Here is a 12,284-nt window from a genome sequence, read left to right on the forward strand (position 1 = left end):
AGATAAGAAAATTTGACATCCACCTGCCGTCCGCAATTGTATAGACAAGCAAATACAAGAACACAAAAACAACATCAGATCGGAGTGGAGCGTATGGCGTATTCAGGTAAGGTGGATATTCAGCAGGTGATCGACGAAAGTCCCTTCTCAGGGTTTCACTGGCTGCTCATTGTGCTGGGCTTTCTGGTTCTGGCGATCGATGGTTTTGATACGGCAGCGATGGGTTACATCGCGCCGACGCTGTCGGCCGAATGGGGGATACACAAACAGGATCTGGGGCCGGTGCTGAGCGCTGCGCTGCTGGGGCTGTCGCTGGGCGCGCTGATTGCAGGTCCGGTATCGGACCGGGTGGGACGCAAGCGCGTGCTGGTCTTCTCCTGCCTGTTCTTCGGCCTCGCGAGCCTGGGGACTGCCTGGGCGCAAAGCCTGAATACCCTGACGCTGTGGCGCTTTCTGACCGGCCTGGGGCTAGGTGCCGCCATGCCGAACGCCATTACGCTTATCTCCGAGTTTGCCCCCCAGCGCTGCCGCGCCATGGCAATTAATACCATGTACTGCGGCTTCCCTCTGGGTGCGGCGGGCGGCGGCGCGATCTCTTCCTGGCTTATCCCCCACCACGGCTGGCGAAGCGTGCTGTTGACCGGTGCAATTGCTCCGCTGATTTTAACGCTGCTGCTGGCGCTGCTGTTGCCGGAGTCGGTGAAGTTTCTGGTGCAGCGCGGGAAAGACGTCATGCAGATCCGCCGTATCGCCAGCCGGTTCGCCCGCGGTACGCTGGAGAGCGTCACGGGCTTTTTCCTGGCGGAGGAGAAAATCGCGTCTAAAAAAGGGAGCGTGTCGCAGCTGTTTTCCATGCCCTGGCTGCCCGGCACCCTGATGCTGTGGGTGACCTATTTTATGGGGCTGGTCATTTACTACGTCCTGCTGAGCTGGATGCCGACGCTGATGCAGGGGATGGGTTATGCTCTGGCTGAATCCGCCTGGCTCACTTCGCTGTTCACCTTCGGCGGCACCGCAGGCATTCTGCTCGCGGGCTGGATGATGGACCGCTGGGAAGCGCACAAGGTGGTTGCGTGTGGTTTCGTGCTGACGATGGGCCTTATCCTGCTGCTGGGCATTGAGCATAACCATATCGCCCTGTTTGGCGGGTTGATTTTCCTGATGGGGATCGCGATGAACGGCGCGCAGTCGGGCATGCAGACCCTGGCCGCCACCTTTTACCCCACCGAGTGCCGCGCGACGGGCATAGCCTGGATGCAGGGGATCGGCCGCTTTGGCGGCGTGGCGGGTACCATGACCAGCGCCCAGCTTCTTTCGATGCAGTGGCAGGCAGACAGTATTTTAATGATCCTCAGCGTTCCCGCCCTGGTGGCGGCTGCGGCAACCGTCTACAAAATGCTGTACAGCCGCTCGCAGGAACCCGGCGTCGCGTAGTTCCTCTCTTTTCTGCTATTCTGCCCCCGCAATTAAGGGGGCAGCATGCTTAACATCGTTTTATTCGAACCAGAAATTCCGCCGAACACCGGCAATATCATCCGCCTGTGCGCCAACACCGGCTTTCGTCTGCACATCATTGAGCCGATGGGCTTTACGTGGGACGACAAACGCCTGCGTCGTGCAGGGCTGGATTATCATGAATTTACCGCCGTCGTTCGCCACCACGATTACGCCGCGTTTCTGGAAGCCGAGCAGCCGCAGCGCATGTTCGCCCTGACTACCAAAGGCACGCCAGCACATAGCGCCGTAAGCTATCAGGCAGGTGACTATCTGATGTTTGGCCCGGAAACCCGCGGCCTGCCGGCCACGATCCTGGATACCCTGCCCGCTGAGCAGAAAATCCGTATTCCGATGATGCCGGACAGCCGCAGCATGAACCTGTCGAACGCGGTGTCGGTAGTGGTGTATGAAGCCTGGCGCCAGCTGGGTTATCCCGGCGCAATTCTAAGGTAGGCCCGGTAAGCGCAGCGCCGCCGGGCAAAATCTCAGATGCCGTCACCGTACTCGAAGGTATGGTGAATGCCGTTGAAGTGCTGATCCATGTCCATGGACGGCTTATCGCTGTCTGGTTTACCGACGATGCGCGCCGGTACGCCAGCGGCGGTGGTGTGCGGCGGAACCGGCTGGAGCACCACGGAGCCTGCGCCGATCTTCGCGCCGCGCCCGACTTCGATATTGCCGAGGATCTTGGCACCCGCGCCTATCATCACCCCTTCACGGATTTTCGGATGGCGATCGCCGCTGGTTTTACCGGTACCGCCCAGGGTAACCGACTGCAGGATCGAGACGTCATCTTCAATCACCGCCGTTTCACCCACGACAATCCCGGTAGCGTGGTCGAGCATGATCCCGCGGCCAATCTTTGCCGCCGGGTGAATATCGACCTGGAACGTCACGGAAACCTGGTTTTGCAGGAAGATCGCCAGCGCGCGGCGGCCTTCATTCCACAGCCAGTGGCCGATGCGGTAAGCCTGTAGGGCGTGGAAGCCTTTCAGGTACAGCAGCGGCGTAGAATATTTATCGACCGCCGGGTCACGCGTGCGCACGGCCTGGATATCGCAGGCGGCAGAGGCGATCATTTCCGGGTCTGCGGCGTAAGCCTCCTCCACCACTTCACGAATGGCGATAGCAGGCATGATCGAGGACGCCAGCTTGTTGGCGAGCATATAGCTCAGCGCGCTGCCGAGGTTTTCGTGCTTGAGTAGCGTCGCGTGGTAAAAACTGGCCAGCATAGGCTCACAGTCGGCCAGCGCCCGGGCTTCGGCTTTAATATTGTTCCAGACGATATCCAGTTCTTCACACGGCATTGCTTACTCCAGACGATAGTTAATGACCAGCCAGTTCTGCGCTGGCTGGGTCATTCAGGTGACAACGGTTCCGACTAGTTACTGCTGCGCTCGTCCTTGCGCGCACGACCTAATAAGGTCAATGCTGCCTCGCGCGCATTTTTTCCGCAATACAATACCTGATAAATTTCCTCGGTTATTGGCATTTCGACACCGAAACGGTGCGCCAACTCGCGGACCTCTTTGGTATTGCGGTAGCCTTCAACCACCTGACCAATCTTCTCCTGCGCGCCTTTAACATCGCTGCCCTGTCCGAGCATCATGCCAAAGCGGCGGTTACGAGACTGGTTGTCGGTACAGGTCAGCACCAGGTCGCCCAGGCCAGCCATCCCCATAAAGGTGGCCGGATCGGCGCCCAGCGCTTCGCCCAGGCGGGACATTTCGGTCAGCCCTCGGGTGATCAGCGCCGTACGGGCGTTGGCACCAAAACCAATGCCGTCGGACATCCCGGCACCAATCGCAATCACGTTCTTCACCGCCCCGCCCAGCTGCACGCCGATAAAATCGGGGTTGCTGTAGACGCGGAAGCTCTTGCCGCAGTGCAGCAATTGCTGGAGATCGTCGGAGAAGGCTTGATCGGTTGAGGCCAGCGAAATCGCCGTCGGCAGGCCAGCGGCCAGTTCTTTTGCAAAGGTCGGGCCGGAGATGACCGCCAGCGGGATCTCATCACCCAGCGCTTCACGGGCAACGTCCTGCAGCAGGCGTCCGGTTTCGGCTTCCAGTCCTTTTGTCGCCCAGACAATGCGCGCATCCGGGCGCATCAGCGGCTTAATCTGACGCAGCACGTCGCCAAAGACATGGCTCGGAACCACAATCAGAATGTTGCGGCTGGCCGCCAGCGCGGTCGCAAGGTCGCTTTCAAGGTGCAGGGAGTCAGGGAACGGAACGTCCGGAAGAAACGCCACGTTACAACGGTCGCGTTGCAGCGTTGCGATATGTTTTGGGTCGTGGCCCCACAGGACCACGTCGTGACCATTTCTTGCCAGGGTGATGGCAAGAGCGGTGCCGTATGAGCCGGCACCGATCACAGTCATTGACGCATTAACAGTGCTCATCAGGCATCCTGATGTTGTTCAGCACCTTCGCCAGCCTGCTGCTGCAGATAGTTCATGAACAGCGCATCAAAGTTAACTGGCGCAAGGTTCAGTTGCGGGAATGTACCGCGAGAAACCAGGCTGGTGATGCATTCACGCGCATACGGGAACAGAATGTTCGGGCAGTATGCACCCAGGCAATGCGCCATCTGGTTGCCTTCGATGCCGCCGATAGAGAAGATGCCGCCCTGCTGTACTTCACACAGGAATGCAGTTTCTTCGCCCAGAGAGGCGGTAACGGTCACACGCAGCACGACTTCATACACGTCATCTGCCAGCTGGGTAGATGCGGTATCCAGATCAAGTTTAACCTCTGGCTGCCAATCTTTCTGGAAAACGTGTGGTGCATTTGGCGCTTCGAAAGAGACATCTTTGGTGTAGATACGCTGGATCTGGAAAGTCATCTCGGTGTTGTTTTGTTCTGACATGGAAATACCCTTTTTAATTGTCCTAAAGTCTCTTAACTCAGCAGCGGATCGAGTCCACCACGGGCGTCGAGCGCATACAAGTCATCACAGCCGCCAATGTGCTGCGCATCAATAAAAATCTGTGGAACCGTCGTACGACCACTACGTTGGATCATCTCTTCGCGTTTAATCGCGTCACCGTCGATCGGCAGTTCCTGGAACGTGACGCCTTTGCTGTTCAGCAGCGCTTTCGCACGATGACAGAACGGGCACGTCGCTTTGGTATAGATCTCAATATGGGCCATGACTGAACTCCTTATTTACCGCGCACCAAAGGAAGATTTTCCCCGCTCCAGCCGGAAATACCTTCTTTCAGCACCGTTACGTTTTCGAAGCCTGCTTTATGAAGCGCGCTGGCAGATTCCTGTGCCTGCATACCGGTCGCATCGACAACGATAATCGGCTGGGCTTTGTGTTTCTCAAGCTCACCGACGTTGTTCGCTTTGATTTCAGCTGGCAGCAGGTTGATTGCGCCCGCAATGTGACCTTTGCGGAAATCGTCACGCTGACGCAGATCGACCACGACGGCATCTTCTTTGTTAATCAGACGCGTCGCTTCACCACGGGTGATAACCTTAATCTTAGACGTCAGGCTCTTAAATGTGGTGAACAGCACAGCAGCCAGCAGGCCAATCCACGCGATGCTCAGAACCGGATGGCGGCTAACGAATTGCATAATTTCTTGCATGGAGGGTAACTACTCCCGACTAAGTGATAAAAAAAACCAGGACAGGAGTATACCTGTGCGTTCTGGCAAATACAGCCAGCGACCCTAACCTAATCCATTTTCTGCGGCATGCCACCTAAAAAAATGACTCAAAATGGTCTGGTGAGCGTCTTGCCCCTGCGCTTTCTTTGATCTTCTGCGGCTATTTGATCGATTCAGCTGTAGTAAAATTACGCAAATTTTGACTCTTGAGCATGAGGTTGTCGCAATGTCGGTTTCTAAAAAACCTATGGTACTGGTGATTCTGGATGGTTATGGCTACCGTGAAGATAGCCAGGATAACGCTATTTTCAACGCCAAAACCCCGGTCATGGATGCCCTGTGGGCGAAACGTCCGCATACGCTGATTGACGCGTCTGGCCTGGAAGTGGGCCTGCCGGACCGCCAGATGGGCAACTCCGAAGTCGGTCACGTAAACCTGGGCGCCGGGCGTATTGTGTATCAGGATCTGACGCGTCTGGACGTTGAAATCAAAGAACGCACCTTCTTCTCCAACCCAACGCTGTCTGGCGCGGTCGATAAAGCCGTTGCAGCTGGCAAGGCCGTTCACATTATGGGCCTGCTCTCTGCCGGCGGCGTTCACAGCCACGAAGATCACATCATGGCGATGGTTGAACTTGCCGCAGAACGCGGTGCGGAAAAAATCTATCTGCACGCCTTCCTGGACGGTCGCGATACGCCACCACGCAGCGCAAAAGGCTCTCTGCAGGCCTTCGAAGAGAAATTCGCCGCGCTGGGCAAAGGCCGCGTAGCGTCCATCATTGGCCGTTACTACGCCATGGACCGCGACAACCGCTGGGATCGCGTTGAACAGGCCTATGACCTGATGACTCTGGCAAAAGGTGAGTTCCAGTTCGCGACCGCCGTTGAAGCGCTGGAAGCGGCTTATGCTCGTGATGAAAACGACGAATTCGTGAAAGCGTCCGTGATTCGTGCTGAAGGCCAGGCCGATGCCGCGATGGAAGACGGCGATGCGCTAATCTTCATGAACTTCCGCGCCGACCGCGCGCGCGAAATCACCCGTGCGTTCGTCAACAGCGACTTCGACGGCTTTGCCCGTAAGAAAGTGGTGAAACTCGACTTCATCCAGTTGACCGAATACGCGGCCGACATCAAAGCACCATGCGCTTACCCACCGGCCTCGCTGGCAAACACCTTCGGTGAGTGGATGGCGAAGAACGACAAGACACAGCTGCGCATCTCTGAAACCGAGAAATATGCGCACGTGACCTTCTTCTTTAACGGCGGCGTTGAAGAGCCGTTCAAAGGCGAAGACCGCATTCTGATCAACTCCCCGAAAGTCGCCACTTACGATCTGCAGCCAGAGATGAGCTCTGCAGAATTGACTGAAAAACTGGTTGCGGCCATCGAGAGCGGTAAGTACGACACCATCATCTGTAACTACCCGAACGGCGACATGGTCGGTCATACCGGGGTGATGGAAGCGGCAGTGAAAGCGGTTGAAGCGCTGGACCACTGCGTTGAGCAGGTGGCGAAAGCGGTTGAATCCGTTGGCGGCCAGCTGCTGATCACCGCGGATCACGGTAACGCTGAACAGATGCGCGACCCGGCGACCGGACAGGCGCACACCGCCCACACCAACCTGCCGGTTCCGCTGATTTATGTTGGCGATAAATCACTGAAAGCAGTGGAAGGCGGCAAGCTTTCTGACATCGCGCCAACCATGCTGTCGCTGATGGGGATGCCGATCCCTGAAGAGATGACTGGTAAGCCGCTGTTCATCGTGGAATAATCGCTCCCCATGAGGGGAAAGGCGATTTTTTCAATCACATGGGTCGTGAAGCCGCTTAGGCTATCAGTCAGACCTCTGCTTTGCGCCAGCGCACTCAGCGCTGGCGTATTGCTGTGCGCCGCATCCGCCCACGCGGATGACCGCGACCAGCTTAAATCCATTCAGGCTGATATCGCAGCCAAAGAGCGTGCGGTACGCCAGCAACAGCAGCAGCGCTCCGCCCTGCTCGCCCAGCTTAAGCAGCAGGAAGAGGCGATCTCCGCCGCCACGCGTAAACTCCGTGAAACGCAAAACACCCTCGCACAGTTGAATAAGCAGATCGACGAGATGAACGCGTCGATTGCCAAACTGGAGCGCCAGCGCGATGCGCAGGAGCGCAATCTTGCCGCACAGCTTGATGCCGCATTCCGCCAGGGTGAACATACCGGACTCCAGCTGATCCTCAGCGGCGAAGAGAGCCAGCGCGGCCAGCGCCTGCAGGCCTACTTTGGCTATCTGAACCAGGCGCGTCAGGAGACGATCGCGCAGCTGAAGCAGACGCGCGAAGAGGTCTCCACGCAAAAAGCCGAGCTGGAAGAGAAGCAGAGCCAGCAGCAGACGCTGCTCTACGATCAGCAGGCCCAGCAGGCGAAGCTTGAGCAGGCGCGCAACGAGCGTAAGAAAACCCTTTCCGGCCTTGAATCCTCCATTCAGGAAGGTAAGAGCCAGCTGAGCGAAATGCGCGCCAACGAATCAAAACTGCGTAACAGCATCGCCCGTGCGGAAGCGGCGGCGAAAGCCCGCGCCGAAAAAGAGGCGCGCGAGGCGCAGGCCGTTCGCGACAAGCAGCAGGAAGCGTCCCGCAAAGGGACTACCTACAAGCCAAGCGAGAGCGAACGTTCTCTGATGTCGCGTACCGGCGGTTTAGGCTCTCCTCGCGGCCAAGCTTTCTGGCCCGTTCGCGGTTCAATTCTGCATCGCTATGGCGAACAGCTGCAGGGTGAGCTACGTTGGAAAGGGATTGTTATCGGTGCGTCTGAAGGTAGCGAAGTGAAAGCCATCGCCGATGGCCGCGTGATTCTGGCCGACTGGCTGCAGGGTTACGGACTGGTGGTGGTGGTCGAACACGGTAAAGGTGACATGAGCCTTTACGGCTACAACCAGAGCGCGCTGGTCAGCGTCGGCACGCAGGTGCGCGCCGGCCAACCCATCGCCCTTGTGGGCAGCAGTGGCGGTCAGGGCCGCCCGTCACTCTATTTCGAAATTCGTCGTCAGGGTCAGGCGGTCAATCCACAGCCGTGGTTGGGAAGATAAGTTTTGCTTCAATTTCGTCGAATGGTTTTCTCCGTCGTCAGCGCGCTGGCGCTGGCTGCACCGGTATACGCAGGTAAACTCGCTATCGTGATTGATGACTTCGGTTATCGTCCACATTATGAAAATCAGGTGCTGGCGATGCCGTCAGCCATCTCTGTCGCCGTCCTTCCGAATGCTCCCCACGCGCGTGAGATGGCGACCAAAGCCCACAGCAGCGGTCATCAGGTACTGATCCACCTGCCCATGGCCCCGCTCAGCAAGCAGCCGCTGGAAAAAGATACCCTGCGCCCGGATATGAGCAGCGAGGAGATCGAGCGCATCATCCGCGACGCCTACAACAAAGTGCCGTATGCCGTAGGGTTGAACAACCATATGGGTAGCGCGATGACATCAAGCCTGTACGGGATGCTCAAAGTGATGCAGGCGCTGGAGCGTTATAACCTCTACTTCCTCGACAGCATGACCATCGGCAACAGCCAGGCGATGCGTGCCGCTCAGGGAACGGGCGTAAAGGTGATTAAGCGCAAGGTGTTCCTGGATGATACCCAGAACGAAGCCGATATTCGCGTGCAGTTTAATCGCGCGGTACAGCTGGCCCGCCGCAATGGCTCAGCCATTGCCATCGGTCACCCGCACCCGTCTACCGTTCGCGTCCTGCAGCAAATGCTGCCGACCTTGCCTGCTGATATCACGCTGGTGCGTCCGAGCGATCTGCTGAACGAGCCGCAGGTAGATACCTCTACACCAAATTCTGCACAGCCCGTCCCGACAGCGCCGCGAAATCCGTTCCACGGCGTGAAGCGTTGTGTACCTAAGCAACCGCCTGAACCGGTCTATGCGACCCGCTTCTTCTCCGTCATCGGAGACAGCATCAGTAACAGTACGCTGGTGAAATACGTCCAGCAGCAGTGGCAGGGATGGGGTAAGAAAGCCTGACCGCCTGACATTTATTTCGCAATCTGAGAGTCCGTCTGCTCGTTAGCAACGGGCTCTTTTTTCTCCTGATGCTGATACCAGGATTTGAAATACTTTAAAAAGCTATAGGCTGTGGCATACAGTCCCGTCGCCACGCCCACTTTGCCCTTTCGCCAGGCGCCGCTAAACAGATACCATTTGAAAAAAGCCCCGATGGCGCTGATTACGCCGCGCCCAATAGAGGGCCGTATTTTTTGATGTTGAACCAGGCGGGTTGTATAACAATTTAATTTGTTAAAAAGCTCATGCAGCGTAGGAAACGTATCATGTTTTACATAACCCGGAATACGTTCACAACGGAGAAAACCTTCGACCTGATCGTCTACCGGTCTGTTATTAAACCGGGACTGTTTACGGTTAAAAAGACGCACAGGATAATCAGGGGATGAAACAGGATAAATTGTCCGGACTTCTTCACCCAGAACAAACCAGTGGCGGCATATTTTCCATGCCATACCAGGGTCTGGCTCATCGCCTGCTTTTAACGTTAAAACGGCATTAACCGTTTCCAGGTCAAGAATTTCGTCGCTGTCGATGCACAGTACCCAGTCATGGCTGGCTAAGGATATGGCATAGTTCATCTGCTCGCCATGCCAGCCAAATTTTTTATAGACGGGTAGCAGTCCAAAGCTCTCACAAATATATCGTGTTTTGTCCGTACTGCCTGAATCGACGACGACAACTTCATCCGCTATTTTTAAAAGAGGCGGAATAACATCGTGCAATAATCTTTCAGAATTAAACGTTAATAAGCAGACCGTTATTTTAAACATTTTCCCACTCTCAATAGCAGCCTAAATTAATATTATTAATACTATATAAATGAGTAGAGATGATTAAAGTCCTGAATCACACTTTTCAAATAAGCACGCTTGAAGTTTCGTCTAATCCTGAGACGCAATAAAATAGAAAAATCTATTTTATTTCAACAGATTCTTTATAATGCAGTCAGATGAAGGGTAGCACACGGATTCAGACATGCCGCACAAAAGTAAAATTCTCCTCCTGGATACGGGTAAAGAATGGGGGGGAGGCACCAACAGTATGCTTGAGCTCCTGAAGCGAATCAATCGCGATAAATTCGATATTACCTGTTGTTTTTACAGTGATTATAGTCGTGCTGAAGGTGAGACGATTGGCCAGGTGCTCAAGGGCATCGGGATCCCGCTCATCGTGATCCCTCAACGTCCGCAGCCTGTCTGGGCCAAATTGTTGAAGGAAGCGGGACGTAGCCTGCTGTTTTTCTCACGCAGCGCCCGCAAGGCATGGACACGTCATGTGGATATCATGTGGCGCATCAGGCCTAACGTCAGCGAAATCGAAACCCTTTTCGCGCAGGGCGGTTTCGATACGCTCTATATGAATAACCAGCCGGGTTCAAATGAGGAAGGCTATCTCGCGGCGGCAAAACTGCAGGCACGGTTGATTCAGCACTGCCGCATTGAACCTGTTTTGACTCCACCACTGGTGAAGCTGGTTAATGCCCATGCTACAAAAGTCATCGCCGTCTCGCACGGCGTTGAACGCGTCTTGCTTCAGCATGGCGTCCGGCCCGAACTGTGTACGACGGTCAATAATGCCATAGACATCCACCAGCCTTTACCTGACCGACGCGCGATGCGCCAGCGCCTGAATATCGATGACGACACGTTTGTGTTCGGCAGTATCGGGTCGTTAATCCCTCGCAAAGCCAATCACCACACGCTGGAGGCGCTGGCACAGTTCAGCCAGAAGCATCCGCAGGCGAAATGGAAAATGGTGCTGGTCGGCGAAGGTGCCGAACGCAGCGCTTTAGCGGAACAGGCCCGAGTGCTGGGAATTGAATCCCACGTCATCTTCACCGGCTTTCAGAATACCCCGTTTGATTACCTCGCTACGTTTGACGCCTTTATTCTCGCCTCAAAAAGCGAAGGGCTGCCGCGCGTGGTGCTGGAAGCAATGCTTCTCAATATCCCCGTGATTGGATCACAGGTGACCGGCACGGCGGAGTTGATAGATCATGATTCGACAGGGCTGCTCTTCCCCTGGAGCGATGTTTCACAGCTTGCACAGCATCTGGACAATATCTGGGCAGATGCGGATCTGCGGGCTCGACTGGCGGCAGCTGCATACCAGAACGTCTGTCATACCTATGCCATCGAAAACTATGTCAGCGGTGTCGAAGCCGTGCTTGGCGCGCACTAACCAAACGAGATAACTATGTTTAAATTTCTTAATGCTCGCTATCGTCATATCACCGGGCGACACAATATCCCTTATAGCTCTCTGCCAGTGACGGGCGCAGTTGCTGCGGTGGATTCTATTGTGATTCCGTGTACCGGCGCAGATTTCGTCGAAGAAGCATTACTCTCTGCCACCTTCGCGGAACGTTATGCCACCGGGGTGAGCGAAATCGTCATCGTCAGCGATCAGCCTGAATCCGCCTTTGGGGTACTGCCGCCTAAAACCCGCGTAGTGACGCTTAACCTTCCGGTTCGTGAGGAAGGTTACCGCTATAAGCAGATCTACCTCAGCCGTCTGGTGAAGCTTAACGCCCCGCTGCAGGCGCGCGGTGAAGGCGTATTGATGATCGATTCCGATCTCAATCTGCTGAAAATGCCAGAGATCAACATGGCCGATATGCACATTTACTCCAGCTTCCGTCAGGGGAAAATGATTGCGAAGCTGAACGGCGCGCCAGCGGAGAAAGTGCCGGCGTATTACAAGGAGACGGTGCGGCCGTATCTGGTCGATCACGTTAACGGCGCGTTTCTTGCGGCAACTAAAAAGACCTGGCGCCGTATCTGCCCGCTGTGGCTGACGCTGTTCCAGGATACCTGGGAGCTGATGGACGACACGCAGCCGCCGACCGATCAGCTGCCGCTCGCCGCGCTGCTGGACATGCTGGATCTAAAAACGGTTAACCTGGGCGACTGGATGAACTGGCCGGTTTCCAAGAAGATCGGCGGTCAGGAAGCCGTTGTACCGAAAGAGGTGATTGGCGCACACGGTGGTTTCCCTCTCTCCGAATGGCAGAAGTATCTTGAATCGCCAGATAACAAACTGCTGTTCAAAGGTCAGGACTACACCCGCAAGGTGCGTTACCTGACGGACGAAGAGAAGAAGAACCAATAAAAAAAGGGGCCTCAGGCC

The 12,284-nt window shown here is 55.8% G+C and carries 13 protein-coding genes; 7 read left to right on the top strand and 6 right to left on the bottom strand.

From position 1 onward, the window contains the following. Positions 1–93 precede the first annotated feature (93 nt). Together RVY89_RS18545 and trmL are read left to right on the top strand one after the other, a co-directional pair. A complete protein-coding gene (locus RVY89_RS18545; RefSeq protein WP_484826110.1) occupies positions 94–1,434 on the top strand; it encodes an MFS transporter in 1,341 nt (446 codons plus the stop codon). Positions 1,435–1,479: 45 nt separating this feature from the next. Continuing rightward, positions 1,480–1,950 carry a tRNA (uridine(34)/cytosine(34)/5-carboxymethylaminomethyluridine(34)-2'-O)-methyltransferase TrmL gene (gene trmL, locus RVY89_RS18550; RefSeq protein ID WP_484826111.1) on the top strand — a complete coding sequence of 157 codons (471 nt, stop codon included), beginning with the start codon at positions 1,480–1,482 and terminating at the stop codon, positions 1,948–1,950. Positions 1,951–1,982: 32 nt separating this feature from the next. Here the strand turns inward: trmL and cysE are convergent, their stop codons facing one another. The 5 genes from cysE to RVY89_RS18575 form a co-directional block, all read right to left on the bottom strand. Further along, positions 1,983–2,804, bottom strand: coding sequence for a serine O-acetyltransferase (gene cysE, locus RVY89_RS18555; RefSeq protein WP_008502718.1), 822 nt, complete (start codon positions 2,802–2,804; stop codon positions 1,983–1,985). Positions 2,805–2,878: 74 nt separating this feature from the next. Then, the gene (gene gpsA, locus RVY89_RS18560) at positions 2,879–3,898 is read right to left on the bottom strand and encodes an NAD(P)H-dependent glycerol-3-phosphate dehydrogenase (protein WP_032650747.1); all 1,020 of its coding nucleotides are present in this window, start codon (positions 3,896–3,898) and stop codon (positions 2,879–2,881) included. Next, on the bottom strand, positions 3,898–4,365 hold the full coding sequence (secB, locus tag RVY89_RS18565; RefSeq protein WP_003860835.1) for a protein-export chaperone SecB: 468 nt from the start codon (positions 4,363–4,365) through the stop codon (positions 3,898–3,900). Before secB ends, gpsA begins: the two co-directional genes overlap by 1 nt. A 32-nt stretch (positions 4,366–4,397) precedes the next feature. Further along, complete coding sequence (grxC, locus tag RVY89_RS18570; protein ID WP_008502715.1) at positions 4,398–4,649, bottom strand: glutaredoxin 3; 252 nt, start codon at positions 4,647–4,649, stop codon at positions 4,398–4,400. Positions 4,650–4,660: 11 nt separating this feature from the next. Next, positions 4,661–5,092 (bottom strand): rhodanese-like domain-containing protein, encoded by a 432-nt coding sequence (locus RVY89_RS18575; RefSeq protein ID WP_023309913.1) that lies wholly within the window; start codon positions 5,090–5,092, stop codon positions 4,661–4,663. Positions 5,093–5,339: 247 nt separating this feature from the next. Between RVY89_RS18575 and gpmM the strand changes: the two genes are divergently transcribed. The 3 genes from gpmM to RVY89_RS18590 are packed head-to-tail and all read left to right on the top strand — an operon-like array spanning position 5,340 to position 9,113. Next, on the top strand, positions 5,340–6,884 hold the full coding sequence (gene gpmM / locus RVY89_RS18580; RefSeq protein ID WP_047646700.1) for a 2,3-bisphosphoglycerate-independent phosphoglycerate mutase: 1,545 nt from the start codon (positions 5,340–5,342) through the stop codon (positions 6,882–6,884). Positions 6,885–6,917: 33 nt separating this feature from the next. Beyond that, positions 6,918–8,177 carry a murein hydrolase activator EnvC gene (gene envC, locus RVY89_RS18585; protein ID WP_484827958.1) on the top strand — a complete coding sequence of 420 codons (1,260 nt, stop codon included), beginning with the start codon at positions 6,918–6,920 and terminating at the stop codon, positions 8,175–8,177. A gap of 3 nt (positions 8,178–8,180) precedes the next feature. Then, positions 8,181–9,113: a divergent polysaccharide deacetylase family protein gene (locus tag RVY89_RS18590; protein ID WP_484826112.1), complete on the top strand. Its 933-nt coding sequence runs from the start codon at positions 8,181–8,183 to the stop codon at positions 9,111–9,113. 11 nt (positions 9,114–9,124) lie between these two features. Here the strand turns inward: RVY89_RS18590 and RVY89_RS18595 are convergent, their stop codons facing one another. Then, the gene (locus tag RVY89_RS18595) at positions 9,125–9,925 is read right to left on the bottom strand and encodes a glycosyltransferase family 2 protein (protein WP_484826113.1); all 801 of its coding nucleotides are present in this window, start codon (positions 9,923–9,925) and stop codon (positions 9,125–9,127) included. Between the two features lie 205 nt (positions 9,926–10,130). Here RVY89_RS18595 and RVY89_RS18600 point away from each other — a divergent pair, with 205 nt between their 5' ends. Both RVY89_RS18600 and RVY89_RS18605 read left to right on the top strand, forming a co-directional pair. Next, positions 10,131–11,336, top strand: a complete 1,206-nt coding sequence (locus RVY89_RS18600; RefSeq protein WP_484826114.1) for a glycosyltransferase — start codon at positions 10,131–10,133, stop codon at positions 11,334–11,336. A gap of 15 nt (positions 11,337–11,351) precedes the next feature. Continuing rightward, positions 11,352–12,266, top strand: coding sequence for a hypothetical protein (locus RVY89_RS18605; RefSeq protein ID WP_484826115.1), 915 nt, complete (start codon positions 11,352–11,354; stop codon positions 12,264–12,266). Positions 12,267–12,284: the final 18 nt, after the last annotated feature.

Source organism: Enterobacter sp. 3U4, assembly GCF_057224565.1.

Coding starts and splice junctions, on each gene's coding strand:
- grxC (WP_008502715.1), bottom strand. CDS start 4,649: ATGGCCCATATTGAGATCTATACCAAAGCGACGTGCCCGTTCTGTCAT.
- RVY89_RS18575 (WP_023309913.1), bottom strand. CDS start 5,092: ATGCAAGAAATTATGCAATTCGTTAGCCGCCATCCGGTTCTGAGCATC.
- RVY89_RS18545 (WP_484826110.1), top strand. CDS start 94: ATGGCGTATTCAGGTAAGGTGGATATTCAGCAGGTGATCGACGAAAGT.
- RVY89_RS18595 (WP_484826113.1), bottom strand. CDS start 9,925: ATGTTTAAAATAACGGTCTGCTTATTAACGTTTAATTCTGAAAGATTA.
- gpmM (WP_047646700.1), top strand. CDS start 5,340: ATGTCGGTTTCTAAAAAACCTATGGTACTGGTGATTCTGGATGGTTAT.
- RVY89_RS18605 (WP_484826115.1), top strand. CDS start 11,352: ATGTTTAAATTTCTTAATGCTCGCTATCGTCATATCACCGGGCGACAC.
- trmL (WP_484826111.1), top strand. CDS start 1,480: ATGCTTAACATCGTTTTATTCGAACCAGAAATTCCGCCGAACACCGGC.
- gpsA (WP_032650747.1), bottom strand. CDS start 3,898: ATGAGCACTGTTAATGCGTCAATGACTGTGATCGGTGCCGGCTCATAC.
- RVY89_RS18600 (WP_484826114.1), top strand. CDS start 10,131: ATGCCGCACAAAAGTAAAATTCTCCTCCTGGATACGGGTAAAGAATGG.
- cysE (WP_008502718.1), bottom strand. CDS start 2,804: ATGCCGTGTGAAGAACTGGATATCGTCTGGAACAATATTAAAGCCGAA.
- secB (WP_003860835.1), bottom strand. CDS start 4,365: ATGTCAGAACAAAACAACACCGAGATGACTTTCCAGATCCAGCGTATC.